Annotated in this window: 17 protein-coding genes and 1 tRNA gene; 8 read left to right on the top strand and 10 right to left on the bottom strand. The window is 65.9% G+C overall.

Annotation, left to right across the window (positions count from 1 at the left end; genetic code table 11):
- Positions 1-1176, bottom strand: a complete 1176-nt coding sequence (gene cyoA, locus HNO88_RS04285) for a ubiquinol oxidase subunit II (RefSeq protein WP_184242854.1) — start codon at positions 1174-1176, stop codon at positions 1-3.
- Positions 1177-1306: 130 nt separating this feature from the next.
- Here cyoA and HNO88_RS04290 point away from each other — a divergent pair, with 130 nt between their 5' ends.
- The 3 genes from HNO88_RS04290 (at position 1307) to HNO88_RS04300 (ending at position 4278) form a co-directional block, all read left to right on the top strand.
- Entirely contained in the window at positions 1307-2644 is a 1338-nt protein-coding gene (locus HNO88_RS04290; RefSeq protein ID WP_246381178.1) for an MFS transporter, read from the top strand.
- Positions 2645-2780: 136 nt separating this feature from the next.
- The gene (locus HNO88_RS04295) at positions 2781-3680 is read left to right on the top strand and encodes an SMP-30/gluconolactonase/LRE family protein (RefSeq protein WP_184242855.1); all 900 of its coding nucleotides are present in this window, start codon (positions 2781-2783) and stop codon (positions 3678-3680) included.
- Positions 3681-3723: 43 nt separating this feature from the next.
- Positions 3724-4278, top strand: a complete 555-nt coding sequence (locus HNO88_RS04300; protein WP_184242856.1) for a nuclear transport factor 2 family protein — start codon at positions 3724-3726, stop codon at positions 4276-4278.
- A 42-nt stretch (positions 4279-4320) separates the two neighbouring features.
- Here the strand turns inward: HNO88_RS04300 and HNO88_RS04305 are convergent.
- From HNO88_RS04305 to HNO88_RS04320, 4 genes are all read right to left on the bottom strand, one after another.
- Positions 4321-4396: transfer RNA gene (locus HNO88_RS04305), tRNA-Lys, on the bottom strand.
- A gap of 77 nt (positions 4397-4473) precedes the next feature.
- Entirely contained in the window at positions 4474-4971 is a 498-nt protein-coding gene (gene folK, locus HNO88_RS04310; RefSeq protein WP_184242857.1) for a 2-amino-4-hydroxy-6-hydroxymethyldihydropteridine diphosphokinase, read from the bottom strand.
- 8 nt (positions 4972-4979) lie between these two features.
- Positions 4980-5864 carry an N-carbamoylputrescine amidase gene (gene aguB, locus HNO88_RS04315; RefSeq protein ID WP_184242858.1) on the bottom strand — a complete coding sequence of 295 codons (885 nt, stop codon included), beginning with the start codon at positions 5862-5864 and terminating at the stop codon, positions 4980-4982.
- Positions 5865-5876: 12 nt separating this feature from the next.
- Positions 5877-6737: a class I SAM-dependent methyltransferase gene (locus HNO88_RS04320; protein ID WP_184242859.1), complete on the bottom strand. Its 861-nt coding sequence runs from the start codon at positions 6735-6737 to the stop codon at positions 5877-5879.
- Between the two features lie 135 nt (positions 6738-6872).
- Between HNO88_RS04320 and msrA the strand changes: the two genes are divergently transcribed.
- From msrA to groL, 3 genes are all read left to right on the top strand, one after another.
- Positions 6873-7400, top strand: coding sequence for a peptide-methionine (S)-S-oxide reductase MsrA (msrA, locus tag HNO88_RS04325; protein WP_184242860.1), 528 nt, complete (start codon positions 6873-6875; stop codon positions 7398-7400).
- 181 nt (positions 7401-7581) lie between these two features.
- Positions 7582-7869 carry a co-chaperone GroES gene (gene groES / locus HNO88_RS04330; RefSeq protein ID WP_184242861.1) on the top strand — a complete coding sequence of 96 codons (288 nt, stop codon included), beginning with the start codon at positions 7582-7584 and terminating at the stop codon, positions 7867-7869.
- A 44-nt stretch (positions 7870-7913) separates the two neighbouring features.
- On the top strand, positions 7914-9560 hold the full coding sequence (gene groL, locus HNO88_RS04335; RefSeq protein ID WP_184242862.1) for a chaperonin GroEL: 1647 nt from the start codon (positions 7914-7916) through the stop codon (positions 9558-9560).
- A 990-nt stretch (positions 9561-10550) separates the two neighbouring features.
- Here groL and clpS read toward each other — a convergent pair.
- From clpS to HNO88_RS04350, 3 genes are all read right to left on the bottom strand, one after another.
- Entirely contained in the window at positions 10551-10991 is a 441-nt protein-coding gene (gene clpS, locus HNO88_RS04340) for an ATP-dependent Clp protease adapter ClpS (protein ID WP_246381179.1), read from the bottom strand.
- Positions 10992-11162: 171 nt separating this feature from the next.
- The gene (locus tag HNO88_RS04345; RefSeq protein WP_184242863.1) at positions 11163-12197 is read right to left on the bottom strand and encodes a phasin family protein; all 1035 of its coding nucleotides are present in this window, start codon (positions 12195-12197) and stop codon (positions 11163-11165) included.
- Positions 12198-12473: 276 nt separating this feature from the next.
- Positions 12474-14375 (bottom strand): PHA/PHB synthase family protein, encoded by a 1902-nt coding sequence (locus tag HNO88_RS04350; RefSeq protein WP_246381180.1) that lies wholly within the window; start codon positions 14373-14375, stop codon positions 12474-12476.
- 182 nt (positions 14376-14557) lie between these two features.
- Between HNO88_RS04350 and HNO88_RS04355 the strand changes: the two genes are divergently transcribed.
- Positions 14558-15757, top strand: coding sequence for an LL-diaminopimelate aminotransferase (locus HNO88_RS04355; protein WP_184242864.1), 1200 nt, complete (start codon positions 14558-14560; stop codon positions 15755-15757).
- 427 nt (positions 15758-16184) lie between these two features.
- On the top strand, positions 16185-16865 hold the full coding sequence (locus HNO88_RS04360) for a winged helix-turn-helix domain-containing protein (RefSeq protein ID WP_184242865.1): 681 nt from the start codon (positions 16185-16187) through the stop codon (positions 16863-16865).
- A gap of 9 nt (positions 16866-16874) precedes the next feature.
- On the opposite strand, the gene mobA is transcribed toward HNO88_RS04360, so the two are convergent.
- The gene (gene mobA, locus HNO88_RS04365; RefSeq protein WP_184242866.1) at positions 16875-17408 is read right to left on the bottom strand and encodes a molybdenum cofactor guanylyltransferase; all 534 of its coding nucleotides are present in this window, start codon (positions 17406-17408) and stop codon (positions 16875-16877) included.
- 145 nt (positions 17409-17553) lie between these two features.
- Positions 17554-17853 (bottom strand): hypothetical protein, encoded by a 300-nt coding sequence (locus HNO88_RS04370; RefSeq protein WP_184242867.1) that lies wholly within the window; start codon positions 17851-17853, stop codon positions 17554-17556.
- Positions 17854-17856: the final 3 nt, after the last annotated feature.

Genomic DNA, 17856 nt, shown 5'->3' on the forward strand with positions numbered 1-17856 from the left:
TCAGGCCGCGGCCTCCCGGGAAACGCCCGACCGGAGCAGGCCCGGCGCGGCAGGTACTAGGTTGAACGACATCGATTCGTTCTTGTGCGAGTGCGGCGCGGTGCTGCCCGTCGCATCGTTGGGGTTGCGCGGCTTGGTCACGTTGGGCGCGGTGCCCTTTTCCTCGCCCTCCTTGAAGATCGCGCCTTCGGGCTTTCCGCCACTGGGCGGAGGGGCGTTGCGCGTGCTCGGCATGCCGGAACCTGGGCCTCCCTGGCCGTGGTGCATCATCTCGCTCATGCAAGGCGTGCCCGGCTTGACGCAGCGGTTGTAGACGCGGTCGAACAGACCGGGCGCCACGCCGGAAAACAGCATCGGCGGCACCTTTTCGCTCGGCTTCTCAAGCTCCAGGAACCGTGCAGTGTCGAGCGGCGCGCCCGAACCCTTCGCGCGCGCCACCCAGGCATCGAAGCCGCGCTGGTCCACGCCATCCAGCGTGAAGTTCATGTAGGAGAAGCCCGCGCCGCTATAATTGCCCGACATGCCGCGATAGTGCCCCGGCTTGTTCAGCACCGCATGCAGCGTGCTGCGCATCCCCGGCATGGTGTAGATCATGCCCGCCAGTGTCGGCGCGTAGAAGGTGTTCATCATGTTGGTCGAAGTCAGCTCGAAGCGCACTGGCCGGTCGACCGGCAGCGCCAGCTGGTTGACCGAGGCGACGCCCTGCTCGGGGTAGATGAACAGCCACTTCCAGTCGAGCGAGACCACCTGCACCACCAGCGGCTTGGCCTTGGGGTCGATCGGCTTGCTGGCCGAGATGCGGTTCAGCGGCCGGAACGGGTCGAGCAGGTGCGTGCTCCACCAGGTCAGCGCGCCCAGGCAGATGATGATCAGCAGCGGCGCCGCCCAGATCACCAGCTCCAGCGAAGTGGAATGGTCGAAGTCGGGGTCGTAAGTCGCTTGCGCGTTCTTGGCGCGATAATGCCAGGCGAAGATCACCGTCAGCGCCATGACCGGCACGATGATCAGCAGCATCAGCGCCGTCGAGATGTAGATGATATCGCGCTGCTGCAGGGCGATGTCGCCCGCCGGGTCGAGCAGCTCGCTCTGGCAGGCACCGAGCAGCAGCAGGGGTGCCATGGCGAGGGCCCGCCCTGCCAGGTGCCGCAACCGAGAGATCAGCTTGTCTTCGCGCATGGATCGCCGCCTATCCCGCGCACCCGCGCGCCGACATTGGACATTTTGTCCTATCCCGCCCGCAGCGCTTTTCTGGTGCAAGGCGTTATCCAATGCAATACCAGCCAAGAGGCTGCCGGAGCGTGCGAAGATGACTGCAACGATCGCCGAGCCCAACTCGACGCAAATGGAGCGCGACGCTCGCCTGGTGAACGCGCGCGATCACCGCATCGCGCCGGGCGAGATCGCCATCGGCGTGATCGTCGGACGCACGAGCGAGTTCTTCGACTTCTTCGTCTACGCGATCGCCTCGGTGCTGGTGTTTCCCAGCCTGATCTTCCCCTATGTCGACCCGCTGACCGGCACGCTCTATTCCTTCGCGCTGTTCGCGCTGGCCTTCATGGGCCGGCCGATCGGCACCCTGGTGTTCATGGCGATCGACCGGGCACACGGACGCGGCGTGAAGCTGACGATCGCGCTGTTCCTGCTGGGCGGCTCGACCATGGCCGTGGCGTTCCTGCCCGGCTACAACGAGATCGGAATGTCCGCCGCCTGGCTGCTGGCACTGCTGCGCATCGGCCAGGGCGTCGCGCTTGGCGGTGCGTGGGACGGCCTCCCCGCCCTGCTCTCGCTCAACGCACCCAAGGAGCGCCGCGGATGGTTCGCGATGATCCCGCAGCTGGGCGCACCTTTGGGCCTGATCGTGGCCGCGGCGCTGTTCGCGTTCTTCATGGCGACGCTCTCGCGTGAGGACTTCCTGAGCTGGGGCTGGCGCTATCCGTTCTTCGTCGCCTTCGCGATCAACGTGGTGGCACTGTTCGCCCGCCTCCGTCTGGTCGCCACGCCCGAGTTCCAGGAGCTGTTCGAAAGCCGCGAGCTGCAGCCATCGCCCGCCTTCGCGACTCTGTTCAAGCAATGGCGCACGATCGTGCTGGGCGCGCTTGCCCCCTTGGCGAGCTTCGCGCTGTTCCACCTGGTGACCGTCTTCCCGCTGTCCTGGGTCACGCTGTTCAGCAAGGATGATCCGGTTCGCTTCCTCACCATCGAGATCGCCGGCGCCATGGTCTGCGTGCTGGCCATGCTGGCCTCGGGCCTGATCGCCGACCGGGTGGGCCGGCGCGCGGTGCTGGGCGTCTCGGCGGTGTTGATCGGCGCCTACAGCGGCTTTGCGCCGCAGCTGCTGAACGGAGGAAGCCTGGGCCAGATCGTCTACATGCTGGGCGGCTTCGTCCTGCTCGGCCTGGCTTTCGGCCAGTCCTCGGGCGCGGTGAATGCGAGCTTTCCCAGCGAGTACCGCTACACCGGCGCGGCGATCGTCGCCAACTCGGCCTGGCTGATCGGCGCCGGCTTCGCGCCTCTGGTCGCGCTGACGCTCGCCAGCCGCATCGGCCTGTGGTCGGTCGGCGCCTACCTGCTGTCGGGCGCGATCTGCACGCTGGCCGCGCTCGCCATCAACAAGGAATGGGCCGCCCGCGCGCAGCAGTCCTGATCGAGACGCCCTGCGCGGGCGATTGCCGGACCGCCGCATCGCTGCGTGCTTGCTTCCGCGCGCGAGTGCTAACAAGGTGGCGAACCGGGACGATGGCGCACTAACCACGATCATCGACCGGGTGGGGAGCAGGGCCATGACCGAAGCGACCGCCGAGGCTTTCACGAAGATCGCCAGCGGCCTCTATCTCGAGGGGCTGGCGGTGGACCACGAGCGCGACGTCATCTGGTACAGCGACGTGATCGCCGGCGGCATCCATGGCGTGAAGCCCGACGGTGCGAAAGTCGCGACCTTGAACAAGGGCCGCATGTGGACCGGCGGGGTCATCATGAACGCCGATGGCTGCGTGCTGTCCACCGGCGAAGGCGGCATCATGTGGAACCATCCCGAGAGCGGCGCATCGGGCTGGCTGCTGGATGCGATCGGCGGCAAGCCGATCAACGGGATCAACGAGATGGCGCCCGATGGTGAAGGCGGCCTGTTCTTCGGCACCAGCGACCTGGAACGCGTGATCCAGGGCGAGCCGGCCCGACCCTCCCAGATCTACCACCTCTCGGCTTCGCGCGAGCTGACCCGGCTCGCCGACGGGGTCGGTTTCTCGAACGGCATCATGTTCGATGCACAGCGTCGTCGCTTCTATTGCAACGACACGTTCCGCGGCACCTGGGCCTTCGACGTTGGCGAACAGTTCGCCTTGTCGAACAAGCAGGGCTGGCTCGACAAGGAAGACGCGGACGGCATGGCCCTCGACGCCGAGGGCAACCTGTGGATCACCGGTTTCCGCTCGAACTTCCTCGAACGCATGGCACCCGATGGCTCGCCGCTCGCGCGCTACGAGACACCGGCCGGCGCGATCACCCAGCTGCGGTTCGGCGGGGCCGACATGCGGGACGTCTACTTCACATCGGTGCCCGCGGACGGTGGCGACACGCTGAAGGACGGCGGCCAGATCACGGCGGAGAACTCGTTCCTGTTTCGCGGGCGCTCCGACACGCCAGGTTTGCGGATCGAGCCGGTGCGCTTCTCGGTGGGCTGAGCCGGCAACGCCAACAAGCAGACCAGAAGAAAGGCACGGATGCATGGATATCGAGGGCGAACTCGCGCAGCTGAAAACGACGATGCAATACCTCAAGGACCGGCAGGACATCCTCGATGTGATCGTACGGGAATCGCGCGGTCGCGACCGGCACGACGCTGCGCTGACCGCGAGTTGCTACTGGCCCGAAGGCGCGGACGAGCATGGCGCGGTCCCGCTCTCCGCGCTCGACTATCCGGAACTCGCGAACCAGGGCCATGCCCGCGCCTTCTCGATGAACCAGCACAACCTCGCGAACCACACCTGCGAGATCGACGGCGACACCGCCTATTGCGAGACTTATGTCGTGGGCACCTTGCTGTCGCACGACGGCCAGACCTGCACCATGGCGTCCGGGCGCTACATGGATCAGCTGGAGCGGCGCAACGGCGAGTGGCGCATCCTGTGGCGCCGCTCGACCGTAGAGGCGGCCATGCAAGGCGACGCGTCGTGGCTGCACACGCCGCCGGTCAAGGGCTTCCTGAAGGGCACGCGCGACCGGACGGATCTCTCCTATCATCGGCCTTATGAGCCAGGTGGCGCCGGCGCGCGCTGGTAACCCTGCGCCGCGGCGATCCGGCATGTCCGCCGCTGTTCATGATGGTGAGCCCTGCTGGGTTCGAACCAGCGACCTACTGATTAAAAGTCAGTTGCTCTACCGACTGAGCTAAGGGCCCCGAGCCGCCGCGCTTGGAAACGCCGGCGGGAGGCTTGTGCCCTAAGGGCGGGTCGCGCCCGGGTCAAGCGGGGCCGGTCAGGCGCCTGGGTCGAGTGGCCTGGTCACGCGGGCGGTCAGGTGGGCGAGCGTAAGGCCGGTCAGCGGGTCGCGCCATCTGGGGGCGATGTGGCTGGCCGGCTGGAGGACGAAGGCGCGGTGGCGGAACTCCGGGTGGGGAATGACCAAGCCGGGCGCGGCATAGGCGCCTTCGCTCCACAGGATGATGTCGAGATCGAGCACGCGCGCGCGCCAGCGCATGCCACCGGCGCGGCGGCCGAAGCTCGCCTCCGTCTGCTTCAGGTGCGCCAGCAGCGCCTCCGGCTCGAGCCAGGTGCGCACGATCGCGGCGGCGTTGGCATAGCGGCGGTGCGAGGGTCCGAGCGGGGCCGAGTTCACGATCGGCGAGTGCACTTCCACCGCCAGGCCATCGCCGGCGAGTTGCGCCAGGGCGGCGTGCAGGACCTGCGCCGGCGCGCCATGACGGACATGGCGCATGTTGGAGCCAAGCCCGATCAGGTAGCGGTGTTCGGCCAAGCCTTAAGTCACACGTCTTGCGCGATGCGGCCGTAGAGCTGGGGACGGCGGTCGCGGAAGAAGCCCATGCCGGCGCGGTGCCTGGCGGCGCGGTCGAGGTCGATCTCGGCGAGCAGCACGCCGGTCTCCTCGGCGCCGAACTCGGCCAAGTAGTCGCCCCACTCGTCGGTGATGAACGAATGGCCGTAGAACGCCTGGCCCTCGCCACCACACTCGTTCTCGATACCGATGCGGTTGGCCGCGATCACCGGCATGCAGTTCGACACCGCGTGGCCAAGCATGGCACGCCGCCACATGCGGCTGGTGTCGAGGCTGACGTCGTAAGGCTCGGACCCGATCGCGGTGGGATAGAACAGCAGTTCCGCGCCCATCAACGCCATGACCCGCGCGCTCTCGGGATACCACTGGTCCCAGCACACGCCGACGCCGATGCGGGTGCCGAACAGGTCCCACACCTTGAAGCCGTCGTTACCGGGGCGAAAGTAGTACTTCTCCTCGTAGCCGGGGCCGTCGGGAATGTGGCTCTTGCGATACGTGCCCATGATCGCGCCATCGGGACCGATCATCGCCAGCGTGTTGTAGTAGTGGTGCCCGTCGCGCTCGAAGAAGCTCGTCGGGATCGCGATCTTCAGCTTGGCGGCCAGGCTCTGCATGGCGCGCACCGACGGGTGCTCCGCAGTCGGGCGGGCAAGCGCGAACAGCGCCTCCTCCTCGACCTTGCAGAAATAGGGGCCGGAGAACAGCTCGGGCGGAAGCACGATCTGCGCGCCCTTGCCCGCCGCCTCCTCGACCAGCGCGGAGACGGCGGCGATGTTCTCGCCCTCGTCCGCGGCGTCGAGTGCGAGCTGGAGGGCGGCGACGGATACGCTGCGAGTGGAGTGAGGGCGGGTCATCGCCCGCTCATATTATGGACGTTTGCGAAACAGCAAGGTCATCCGGTCGCTTTCGCCGATCGCCTGATACTTCGCCCTGTCCTGGTCCTTGAGCGCCAGCGATGGCGGCAGCGTCCACACGCCTTCCGGCCAGTTGGCGCTGTCCTTGGGATTGGCGTTGATCTCGGACGCGCGGACCAGCTCGAAGCCGTTCAGTTCCATCAGCTTCACCACGTCGGCCTGGCGCAAGTAGCCCTTCGAGCCGTCGGCGTAGGCGAACGGCGCGTCGGCCTTGGCGCGGTGCTGCTCGATCCCGATCAGGCCATTGGGCTTGAGCAGGTCGCGCATGGTCTTCAGTTCGCTATCCGCATTGTTCCACTGCAGCATGTTGTGGAGCATGCGCGGGATCAGGATGCGGTCGAAGGTGCCCTTCTGGTCGGCCGGCACGTCCTTGAGCGTCATGGCCGAGAAGCGGGTGGCGGGCAGCCCGGTGAAGGTAGCCACGTCCTGCGGGTACTTGGCGGCGCTCGCGGCGATGCCGGTGCGCATCTTGTCACTGAAGGCCGGCGTGTCGGGATTGAAGAACAGGCCGACCAGCTTGCCCTGCTGGCCGAGGTAGAGCCCCAGGAAGCGCGAGTACCACTCACCGCCCGGCGCATATTCGCCGACCTTCATGTCGGGACGCACGCCGAAGAAGGCCATGCTCTCGACCGGGTGGCGCGCGGCGTCGCGCGCCCGATCGGCGCTGCGCTTGGGGTTGGCGGCGGCAAGCTCCAGCAGCGCCTCGCAGCCCGCGCACGCTTCGGTGTCGCGCGCATCGCCCGCAGCCTCGGCGGTCAGGGGCGCGGCGAGCAGGCCGAAGCCTGTGGCGAACGAGAGCAGGGCACGGCGCATCGTCGATTCTCCAGATGAGGGGCAGCCGTGAAGGAAGCTAGTCACATACGCCGGCATGGCAAGCATGCCATGGTAAGCACGCGGGCCGTGCCTATCTACGGATCGACGAAGAACGGTTATAGGACGATCAACCACATGGAAACGGCAATCGTGGCTGGCGGATGCTTCTGGTGCACCGAGGCGGTGTTCCGCGACGTGATCGGCGTGCAGTCGGTCGAAAGCGGCTACATCGGCGGCACCGTCGAGAACCCGACCTACAAGCAGGTCTGCGCCGGCAGCACCGGGCATGCGGAGGCGATCCGGGTGACCTTCGATCCCGACGTACTCTCTTACGGCGACCTGCTCGACGTGTTCATGGGCACGCACGATCCGACGCAGCTCAATCGCCAGGGCAACGATGTCGGCACCCAGTACCGCTCGGCGATCTTCCCGCTCGACGATGCCCAGCGCGCCGAGGCCGAGGCGGCGATCGCCCGCAGCAACGCAGAGAATGGCGGGCGCGTTGTGACGACGATCGAGGAGGCCAGCCAGTGGTACCCGGCCGAGGACTACCATCAGGAATACTGGGAAGGCGAAGGCCAGCGCAATCCATACTGCCTGGCGGTGATCCCGCCCAAGCTGATGAAGCTGCGCAAGAGCTTCCAGGCCAAGGTGAAGGCCTGACATAGGGGCGAAGGCAAGGGCGGCGTCTCGACCGGCTTTGACCCCGCCCTGCCTTCGCAATGTCAATTTTCACGCTTAACCCGCTTGACGCTAGGGATGCTCCGGACCATATCCGCGCCGCTGGCACTCTCCACCTGAGAGTGCCAAGCCCCGTTTTTGATCATGGATAAGGGAGTTTCCCATGGGTTTTCGTCCGCTGCACGACCGCGTGCTCGTGCGCCGCGTTGAGGCCGAGGAAAAGACGGCTGGCGGCATCATCATCCCCGACAGCGCCAAGGAAAAGCCCGCTGAAGGCGAGATCGTCGCCGTCGGCACCGGCGCCCGCGCCGAGAACGGCACGATCACCCCGCTCGACGTCAAGCAGGGCGACCGCGTCCTGTTCGGCAAGTGGTCGGGCACCGAAGTCAAGGTCAGCGGCGAAGACCTGCTGATCATGAAGGAATCGGACATCCTCGGCGTCATCGCCTGAGCATCCGACTTTCGTAACTCCACTTTCTAGAAGGAAATCAAGCAATGGCAGCCAAGGACGTACGCTTTTCGCGCGACGCTCGTGAGCGCATTCTCGCCGGCGTGGACACTCTCGCCAACGCCGTGAAGGTCACGCTGGGCCCCAAGGGCCGCAACGTCGTGATCGACAAGAGCTTCGGCGCGCCCCGCATCACCAAGGACGGCGTCACCGTCGCCAAGGAAATCGAACTCAAGGACAAGTTCGAGAACATGGGCGCCCAGATGCTGCGCGAAGTCGCCAGCAAGGCGAACGACGCAGCCGGTGACGGCACCACCACCGCGACCGTGCTGGCCCAGGCCATCGTGCGCGAAGGCATGACCGCCGTCGCCGCCGGCATGAACCCGATGGACCTGAAGCGCGGCATCGATCTCGCCGTCACCAAGGTCGTGGAGAACCTGAAGGGCCGTTCGAAGAACGTCTCGGGCTCCTCGGAAATCGCCCAGGTCGGCATCATCTCGGCCAACGGCGACGTGGAAGTCGGCGAGAAGATCGCCGAGGCCATGGAGAAGGTCGGCAAGGAAGGCGTCATCACCGTCGAAGAGGCCAAGGGTCTCGAGTTCGAGCTGGACGTCGTCGAGGGCATGCAGTTCGACCGTGGCTACCTCTCGCCCTACTTCGTCACCAACCCCGACAAGATGACCGTCGAGTTGGATAACCCCTACATCCTCATCCACGAGAAGAAGCTGTCGTCGCTCCAGGCGCTGCTTCCGATCCTCGAAGCCGTGGTGCAGTCGGGCCGTCCGCTCCTCATCATCGCCGAGGACATCGAGGGTGAGGCTCTGGCCACGCTCGTCGTCAACAAGCTGCGTGGCGGCCTGAAGATCGCAGCCGTCAAGGCTCCGGGCTTCGGCGATCGTCGCAAGGCCATGCTGGGCGACATCGCCACGCTGACCGCCGGCGAGATGATCAGCGAAGACCTCGGCATCAAGCTCGAGAACGTGACGCTGGGCATGCTCGGCCAAGCCAAGAAGGTCTCGATCGACAAGGACAACACGACCATCGTCGATGGTTCGGGTTCGGCCGAAGAGATCAAGGCTCGCGTCGAGCAGATCCGTGCGCAGATCGAAGTCACCACTTCGGACTACGACCGTGAGAAGCTGCAGGAGCGTCTCGCCAAGCTGGCCGGCGGTGTTGCCGTGATCAAGGTCGGCGGCGCTTCGGAAGTCGAAGTGAAGGAGCGCAAGGACCGCGTCGACGACGCCCTGCACGCCACCCGCGCGGCTGTCGAGGAAGGCATCGTCCCCGGCGGCGGTACCGCCCTGCTCTATGCCACCAAGGCTCTCGATGGGCTGAAGGGCATCAACGACGACCAGACCAAGGGCATCGACATCATCCGCAAGGCGATCACTGCTCCGCTGAAGCAGATCGCCACCAACGCAGGCCATGACGGCGCCGTGGTTGCCGGCAACCTGCTGCGCGAGGGCGACGAGAGCCAGGGCTTCAACGCCTCGACCGACGTCTACGAGAACCTCGTCGCGGCCGGCGTGATCGACCCGACCAAGGTCGTTCGCACCGCGCTGCAGGACGCGGCTTCGGTCGCCGGCCTGCTGATCACGACGGAAGCCGCGATCAGCGAGAAGCCCGATGACAAGCCCGCCATGCCCCCCATGGGCGGCGGCGGCATGGGCGGCATGGGTGACATGGGCTTCTAAGTCCGACCTCACGCAGTCCAGACGTACCGGAAGGCCGGGGGAGCGATCCCCCGGCCTTTTGGTTTGCGCCCGCCCGGATCGCCAGTCAGCGTCGACCCCTGGGCTCGACCCGGGTCCGGTTGCGGAAGCGATGAACCTGTCGGCGAGGCGCGCTTTTCTGAAAGGGTCGTCGCTGTCGGAACCGGTCCCGGATCAAGTCCGGGACGACGATAAACTTGACATTTGGAACCACATAGGTTAAACGCCGCAGCAGGTCGGATGCAGACGAGCGGCTTTCAGGCCTGTCGCTCTTGCCCGCACCACCTGCAGCCGGCGCTCCAGACGGGCGTCTGCAACCATGCGAAGCCTTGCTCTCACTTGAGAGGCCGGCGGCAAGCTGCGAGCCCGTCTCGCCGGTGCTTCGCGTATCAGGGCCGATCCGGTGGCGCTTACGCCTTCCCACGCCGGACGTTCGCAATACTGGAAGCGCGAGCCAACCCTGTCGCGCCAGGGCAGCGCCGGCCGCTTACGTCCGACGTTTCATCTGTGGCGTTATTCCGCACTCGCCCGCGGACGATAAGCCGTGCTCTCAGATCCTCCCCTACAAGGGGAGGGGGACCGCCGCCGCAGGCGGTGGTGGAGGGGTGTAACCCTCTCGTCCGAGCACTCCGCCAGCGGTGACACCCCTACGTCAGCCGCTTCGCGTCTGCCACCTCCCCTTGCAGGGGAGGATCTGGCTGGCCTCCCCGTACCGGGGAGGGGGACCGCTCGCGCAGCGAGGGGTGGTGGGGATTCGCAGTCTCACGCGCGCTTGCCGGCTAGGTCCGGAGATGCCGAGACTCCCCTCCACCACGCTTCGCGCGGTCCCCCTCCCCGTCCCGGGGAGGACAGCCAAGAAGACCTTGCTGCAAGGAGAGGATCGATGCCCCTACGAACGTCAGGCCTGAACTATCGCGGCAAGGCTCAACCTGGCTTCTCGCTACAGAGCCAGGGTCCCAAACATCCAGCCGCTCAGGCCTTTTCCAGCGTGCACTGGAGCGGATGCTGGTTCTGTCGGGCGAAATCCATCACCTGGTTCACCTTGGTCTCGGCGATCTCGTAGGGGAAGATGCCGCAGACGCCGACACCCTTCTGATGGACGTGGAGCATCACGCGGGTGGCCTGTTCCATGTCCATGTGGAAGAAGCGCTTGAGGACCAGCACGACGAACTCCATCGGCGTGTAGTCGTCGTTGAGCATCAGCACCTTGAATTGGCTGGGCTTCTTGGGCTTGGCCCGCGTCTTGGTCGCGACGCCGAGCTGATCGCCGTCGCCGGGCGGGCGCGTACCGTTACCATCGCCGTCGTCCGCGCCACGAACCGTGCCGAGTACATGCGTGCCCGGAGCCGGGCGCGAGTGCGCAGCCACGGCAGGCGGGCAGGGAGAATCGGTCGAAGCGTGGAGGGAATTCATGTTTGCAGAATATCGTATGCGACGGGTCATCTTCAAGATGCCCGAGCATGCCTCCGATCGGAACCGTCGTGCCGCGGGTACGCGCGGGCGGGAGGCCTGTGCGACACAGGCCGGGGCGACTGGCCCCGGCCCGCGTGCTTTGTCAGTCGATCATCATCGCAAAAGCGATGGTCAGATCGCCGCAGTGTTGACCGGAGCGGCGGCCTGAGGGGCAACCTGGCGCGCCTTCTCGACGGCGAGGCTGACGCGGCCCGAGATCGGAGCGAAGGCATCGTTCATGAGCTTGAGGAACGTCTCGCTGTTCTTCGAGCTGTACGCCACGGCGCTGTCGAAATTCTTGCGAACCATGTCGCTCTGGAGCTTCAGGAAGTCGGTCGGCGACTTGGCAGCGGCGAGTTCCTTGATGTCACCGGTCATGCTCTCGAAGGCGGTACGGCCCTCGGCAACGAAGGTGCTACCGATTTCTTGAACGCCCTCGGCCAGGATCTTGCCCGAAGCGATCACCGCCTCGACGTTGCCCTTGGCGAACTCGCCCACTTCGCCGAACACGGTCGAGCTCTTCTCGAAGGCGGCCTGGGCCTTGGCCTGGGCATCGCTGATAGCATCCTGGAAGCTGCTGAAGTTGGCGCTCATGTCCATGGTCTTGTCCTTGGGTTTAAATGCAGATGAAGTGGCGGTGGCGGCAATCGGAACGTCCGGAATGGTCCGGGCGGGTGCGACGGCCGGCATCGCCGCAGAAAAGGGTTGAGGTGCGCGCGGCGTCGTCGGCCTCTCAGGCTCGACTTTCGCCGGCTGCGACTTGGTCGCGGCGACGTGGCGCGGAGGCAGTGGCTTGGCAGCGACCGGCTGCGTCGGCTTGGCGATCGGCCCTGGCTTGGCGCTCGACAGGGGCTTGGCGGCCTTCGGTTTCGTCGACGGCTTGAAATCGCCAGGTTTCGGAACCGACATGGACGGGCTGGCAAGCTCAGGCTCGGAACGCTTGGCAACGACCGGCTTGTCCACGCCCCCTGCGATCTCGCTTGTGGGAGCATCCGGCTTCGGCTCCTCTGCGAGCGGGAGCGAGGCCACGGCAGATGACAGCGCGGTCTGATCGGGAGCAATCACGCGACGGCGAAGCGAGGGCTTGGTTTGGCGAGCCTCAGACAGCTCCACAGCGCTGCCCTGCGCGGACGCAGCATTGTCGTTCTTGTCGTCGGTATCGGCCATTATCAGCAGTATCCCGCACGCTACTCAGGTCCAGAACGTCGATCAACGACGCTGGTTTCCATGCATGTGCGAAAAGGATTTCCTCACATGCTGCGATGCAACAGTATGCCTCCTGCACACCTGAGTCAAGCGTTATGCTGCATTGCAACATGGTGCCAAAAGTGTTGCCGAATGTTGCGGACGGGCCTTATTTCAATCGCTTGCAGCGTGCGCCGGCAGCTGTCCTGGGGCCACTCAGCCTCTGGTTGACGACGCGCGTTCAAGTCCGGGCACGACTCACCGCATGGCGACGTAGCGTCCCGGTGCATCCTCGATCACGCGATCCCCACGGCCGCCGGGCACACGCTTTCCCTTAGCCGGCACGGTCGCAGCATCGATCGTCTCCAGCCAGCCGCGCCAGTGATTCCACCAGCTGCCCGGTTCCTCCCCCGCGCCGGCGACGAACTGGTCGAGCGAATCGCGCGCCTCCGGATTGGTCCAGAACTGGTATTTGCGCTGGTCGGGGTGATTGACCACGCCGGCAATATGCCCGGAGCCCGCGAGCACGAAGGTCCACGGCCCTGCGAGAAACCGCGTCAGCTTCCACACGCTGGCGGGCGGGGCGATGTGATCCTCGCGGCCGGCCTGGATGTAGCAGGGCGTGGTGATCCGTCGCAGGTCGATCGGCACTCCGCAAGCGGACAGCGAGTCGGGCACCACCAGTCGGTTGTCGCGATAGAGATCGCGCAAGTAGTCGCGATGCCAGCGCGCGGGCAGGTTGGTGACGTCGCCGTTCCAGTGCAGCAGGTCGAAGGGCATGTGCTCCTCGCCGCGCAGATAGTTCTTCTCGACGTAGCTCCAGATCAGGTCGTTGCCGCGCAGCAGGTTGAACGCCGCAGCGAGGTAGCGGCCATCGACATAGCCTTCGGGCGAGAGGTGGCCGAGCGCCTCGATCTGCTGATCATCGACGAAGTTCTTGAGGTCGCCCGCGTCCTCGAAGTCGACTTGCGCGGTGAAGAAGGTGGCGCTCGCGACCTTCTCGGCCTCGCCGTTCCGAGCCAATATCGCGAGCGTCGCCGCTAGCGTAGTGCCGGCGACGCAGTAGCCGATGGTGTGCACCGACGGCACGCCCAGCCGGGCGCGAACCACGTCCACCGCTTCGATCTGCGCGGCGATGTAGTGATCCCAGACATGGTCGGCCATGCTGGCGTCTGCCGATTTCCAGGACACCATGAACACGGTAACGCCCTGCTCCACCGCCCAGCGCACGAAGCTCTTCCGGGCGTTGAGATCGAGGATGTAGAACCGGTTGATCCACGGCGGGAAGATCACCAGCGGCGTCGCCAGCACCGTGTCGGTCGTCGGCGAATACTGGATCAGCTGGAACAGCGGTGTCTCATGCACGACCTTGCCGGGCGTCGCCGCAATGGTCTCGCCCAGTTTGAACGCCTCGGCCGGAGTGTGCGTCAGCTGGCCACGCCGCAAATCGGACAGCAAGTGCTCCATGCCCTTGACCAGGCTCTCGCCGCGTGTCTCGATCGCCTTTTCGAGCGCGACCGGGTTGGTCAGCGGGAAATTGGCGGGACTGAGCCCATCCACGAACGCACGGGTGGCGAACACCAGCTGCCGCTTCCTCGCCGCGTCGAGGCCTTCGACCCCCTCGGCCATGCCGATGACCTGCTCGGACACCATGAGGTAGAGCTGGTGAACGAGCGCGAAGAACGGCTGCTTGCGCCAGCTCGGATCGGCGAATCGGGGATCCTGGCGCGGCAGCTCGGCAGGTGACTGCGCCTTGCCCGAGCCGAGATCGAACTGCCCGAGGATGGCCGTGGCGAGCGTCAGCCCGTCGTCCCACAGCTTGCCCTGGACCTCGGGGTTGGCCAGCGGCAGCTGGCGCAGCACAGTGCCCGCGCCCTCCATCCAGCGCGTCGGATCCATCAACTGCGGCGAAGCGGCGCTGGCTCTGGCGAGCTGTTCGACCTGGAAGTCGGTCCACAGCGCCTGCAGCCGGGCAGCGGCCTCGGCCCACTTCGCTGCGTCGCCGCTCGGTGCTGCCGTCCTGCTGCTGTCCGCCAGTTGCGCGGGCTGCGCTTGCGGCAACATCTGTCCGAACAACGCCAGCGCACCTTGCGCCTGCGCCATCATCAGCTCGCCGAACAGGTTCATGCTGGCGTCGAACGGTCCTGCCTGCGTCGGCATCGGCGCAACATCTCCTTAGGCGTTCCCTTGCGTCTCCCTAAGTGCGATGCGGCAAGCGATCTGTCGAGTCCTGCACGCCCTTTGCCGATCCGCCGCACGATCAGCCATTTGCCGCGCGGCCGTAATCCCTTACAGCGCGTGGACGCGGCGATCCTGCCGCCATCAAGAAAGCCTGTGAGGTCATGGAAGACGAGTTCTACCGCATCAAGCGACTGCCGCCTTATGTCATCGCCGAAGTCAACGCGATGCGGCATGCGGCACGCCAGGCGGGACGGGACATCATCGACCTGGGCATGGGCAACCCCGACCTGCCCCCGCCGAGCCACGTGATCGACAAGCTGGTCGAGGTGGCGCAGAAGCCCAGCGCGCACGGTTACTCGCAGTCCAAGGGCATCCCCGGTCTGCGCCGCGCGCAAGCGGGATATTACGCCAAGCGATTCGGAGTGGACGTCGATCCCGAGCGTGAGGTGGTGGTCACCATGGGCTCCAAGGAAGGCCTTGCCAGCCTCGCTACCGCGATCACCGCGCCGGGCGACGTGGTGCTGGCACCAAACCCCAGCTATCCGATCCACACCTTCGGCTTCATCATCGCCGGCGCGACCATTCGCTCGGTGCCGACGACGCCGGACGAGAACTACTGGCGCAGCCTGGACAAGGCGATGGCCTTCACCGTGCCGCGCCCGTCGATCCTGGTGGTGAACTACCCCTCGAACCCGACCGCCGAGACAGTGGACCTCGCCTTCTACGAGCGACTGGTCGCCTGGGCGAAGGAGAACAAGGTCTGGATCCTGTCCGACCTGGCCTATTCCGAGCTCTACTACGACGGCAACCCGACGCGCTCGATCCTGGAAGTGCCGGGCGCCAAGGACGTCGCGGTCGAATTCACCTCGATGAGCAAGACCTATTCGATGGCCGGCTGGCGCATGGGTTTCGCGGTCGGCAACCAGAAGCTGATCGCGGCCATGACGCGGGTGAAGAGCTACCTGGATTACGGTGCCTTCACGCCGATCCAGGCAGCCGCCTGCGCCGCGCTCAACGGGCCGCAGGACATCGTCGAGAAGAACCGCCAGCTCTACCAGAAGCGCCGCGACGTCATGGTCGAGGCGTTCGGCAGGTCGGGTTGGGAGATCCCGCCGCCGAAGGCATCGATGTTCGCCTGGGCACCGCTGCCGCCGGCCCTGCGTGAGATGGGGAGCCTGGAGTTTTCCAAGCAGCTGCTGACCCATGCCGATGTCGCGGTCGCACCGGGGGTGGGCTACGGCGAGGACGGCGAAGGCTTCGTGCGTATCGCCATGGTCGAAAACGAGCAGCGCCTGCGCCAGGCGGCGCGTAACATCCGGCGTTATCTGAGCTCGATGGGCGTGAATTCCAGCGCGGCTTAAGCCGACTGCATAGGGCGGCAGGATCACCACTGCCGCCCTCTGTTGCGCGGTGACAGCTGACACCCGGCCCCCGCTGCTGCCTGTGAGCAGGCCGGCCGGTAAGCTGCGGCCCTATGTCGCCGGATCGCGTTGTTCGATCAGGCCCTCGCGCAGTTGCTACCCCCCCGGTCCATGATCTGGCGATTCGCATCGCCGCGACTTCGCGCGAGCAGACAGACGAAACCACCCTGTACATACGCTGCGCGAAGCGTCGCAACGATGGCGCAGTGTCCCCTGCAAAACCAGCAGCTTAGACCTTCCTTACAGTATGGTTATAAGATCATTTACCTATGCCTGAATGCCCCATCTTCCATGCTGCGGGTGCGAGCGTCGGACGAACGAGCCGCACGTATGTTCGGGTCGTGCCGAATCTCGACAGGGGAAGACGATGGGCTCGTTTCGATGGATTTCAGAAGGCAGCATCCCTGCCAATCGTGACCTGCGGCAGCACGGCTGGACGCTGGCCGACGCGCAGGAAGCGCCGACCGACTGTATCCTGATCGTCCATGCCGCCGGTCTGACGGCCGATGTCGCCGGCTCGCCGCAGGACGCATGGGACAAGGCTCGGCGAAGGACGCTGGTCAGCGGGGTCAACGCCGGGGTCACGCGGGCACGCCTGCTGGCACAAGGCTTCGGCGAAGCAGTAAGCGACGAGGCGACGCTCGTCGAAGTCGATGCCAGAGCCCGGCGCCTTCACGACTTGGCCGCATGGCTGCCGCGCCAACGCACCATCGGCGAACTCGAGCTTGATCTCTTCGCGCGCGAAGCGGCTTATCGCGGGCGCAAGATGGGGCTGCATCCGCTCGAATTCGCGCTGCTCTGGCGCTTGTCGGAGGTACCTAGCGAAACCGTCAGCAAGCAGATTTTGGCCGACGAGATCTGGGGCGCGAGTCGCGGCTCGAGCAGCAATTCGATGGCCGTGCAGCTTTCGCGGCTGCGCGCCAAGCTCGGCTCGCTCGGCCTTGCAAACCTCATCGTCACGGTCGCGGGTGGCTACAGCTTCGACGTGGCAGCCTTGAGCCGTAACGAGCGACCCGTGTGGATGGCCATGCAGCAAGCCTGCCCGTGATCGTCTGCGTCAGCGGCGCTGGCGCTGGCGCTGCAGGGCGGCGAGATCGTCCGGAGTGTTGATGTTGGCAGGCGGCCGAGCCACTTCCACGCTGCGCGCACCGATCGTCTCTGCAAAACCGTAGAGCGAGTGCGGGCCCTCGCCGTGCAGGATGGTCTCGATCGCCTGCACGGCCGTGGCCGGCCAGATGCCGATCACGGGCTGAGACGCCAGATATGCCGGTGCGGCACCAAGCAGCGTCGGCAGGTCATCGGGCAGCGCCAGCGAGTCGACGCCGCAGCTGAGCACCGCGTCGTAGCCCTCGTCCACCGCCAGATGCAGCGCCGCCGCGAGCCCCGCCAGCGGCCCCATGTCGGGGCGCGGCCAATCGGGCAACGTCGGCGCAGGAGCGGTCGCCCGACCGGCCACGACGACATGCTCGCACCAGCCCGCCAGCGTGTCGACCGCGATCGAGATCAGGCTGTGCCCGTCGACCTCGGCCAAGGCCTTGTCACTCCCGAAGCGTGTCGATCGACCGCCCGCCAGCACGACTCCCAGGATCATCGCAGTCTCCGTGAAGAGGAACAAGGCTAAGCCATCAGCCCGCGTTTGGTTGCCGCGCGTCGATCCGAACCTGCGCAACAGGCACGAAAAAAGGCGCGCTGGATGGGCCAGCGCGCCTCTTTTTGTCTCAGTCGAGAGAAGAAGCTTAGTTCTTCAGCTCGGCTTCGGCGTCGGCAGCGGCTTCCGAAGCGGCAGCGGCAGCGTCGCCAGCAGCGTCGGCGGCCTTGGCGCCGGCTTCCTTGGCAGCGTCGCCTGCGTTGGCAGCGGCTTCCGAAGCTTCGCCAGCGGCATCGCCGGCAGCGTCGGCAGCGTCGCTGGCGCTGGCCGAAAGATCTTCAGCAGCCGAGCTTGCGGTGGCTTCAGCGGCGTCCTGCGTCTTTTCCGAGCAAGCGGCCATCGTCAGCAGGCCGAGGCCAGCTGCAGCAGCGAGAACGATCTTGCGCATTGT

The sequence above is a fragment of the Novosphingobium chloroacetimidivorans genome (assembly GCF_014204535.1).
Taxonomy (GTDB): Bacteria; Pseudomonadota; Alphaproteobacteria; order Sphingomonadales; family Sphingomonadaceae; genus Novosphingobium; species Novosphingobium chloroacetimidivorans.

Bases quoted from the DNA above. Each gene is read 5' to 3' on its own strand.
- cyoA (WP_184242854.1), bottom strand. From the start codon at position 1,176: ATGCGCGAAGACAAGCTGATCTCTCGGTTGCGGCACCTGGCAGGGCGG.
- HNO88_RS04290 (WP_246381178.1), top strand. From the start codon at position 1,307: ATGACTGCAACGATCGCCGAGCCCAACTCGACGCAAATGGAGCGCGAC.
- HNO88_RS04295 (WP_184242855.1), top strand. From the start codon at position 2,781: ATGACCGAAGCGACCGCCGAGGCTTTCACGAAGATCGCCAGCGGCCTC.
- HNO88_RS04300 (WP_184242856.1), top strand. From the start codon at position 3,724: ATGGATATCGAGGGCGAACTCGCGCAGCTGAAAACGACGATGCAATAC.
- aguB (WP_184242858.1), bottom strand. From the start codon at position 5,864: ATGACCCGCCCTCACTCCACTCGCAGCGTATCCGTCGCCGCCCTCCAG.
- HNO88_RS04320 (WP_184242859.1), bottom strand. From the start codon at position 6,737: ATGCGCCGTGCCCTGCTCTCGTTCGCCACAGGCTTCGGCCTGCTCGCC.
- msrA (WP_184242860.1), top strand. From the start codon at position 6,873: ATGGAAACGGCAATCGTGGCTGGCGGATGCTTCTGGTGCACCGAGGCG.
- groES (WP_184242861.1), top strand. From the start codon at position 7,582: ATGGGTTTTCGTCCGCTGCACGACCGCGTGCTCGTGCGCCGCGTTGAG.
- groL (WP_184242862.1), top strand. From the start codon at position 7,914: ATGGCAGCCAAGGACGTACGCTTTTCGCGCGACGCTCGTGAGCGCATT.
- clpS (WP_246381179.1), bottom strand. From the start codon at position 10,991: ATGAATTCCCTCCACGCTTCGACCGATTCTCCCTGCCCGCCTGCCGTG.
- HNO88_RS04345 (WP_184242863.1), bottom strand. From the start codon at position 12,197: ATGGCCGATACCGACGACAAGAACGACAATGCTGCGTCCGCGCAGGGC.
- HNO88_RS04350 (WP_246381180.1), bottom strand. From the start codon at position 14,375: ATGCCGACGCAGGCAGGACCGTTCGACGCCAGCATGAACCTGTTCGGC.
- HNO88_RS04355 (WP_184242864.1), top strand. From the start codon at position 14,558: ATGGAAGACGAGTTCTACCGCATCAAGCGACTGCCGCCTTATGTCATC.
- HNO88_RS04360 (WP_184242865.1), top strand. From the start codon at position 16,185: ATGGGCTCGTTTCGATGGATTTCAGAAGGCAGCATCCCTGCCAATCGT.
- mobA (WP_184242866.1), bottom strand. From the start codon at position 17,408: ATGATCCTGGGAGTCGTGCTGGCGGGCGGTCGATCGACACGCTTCGGG.
- HNO88_RS04370 (WP_184242867.1), bottom strand. From the start codon at position 17,853: ATGCGCAAGATCGTTCTCGCTGCTGCAGCTGGCCTCGGCCTGCTGACG.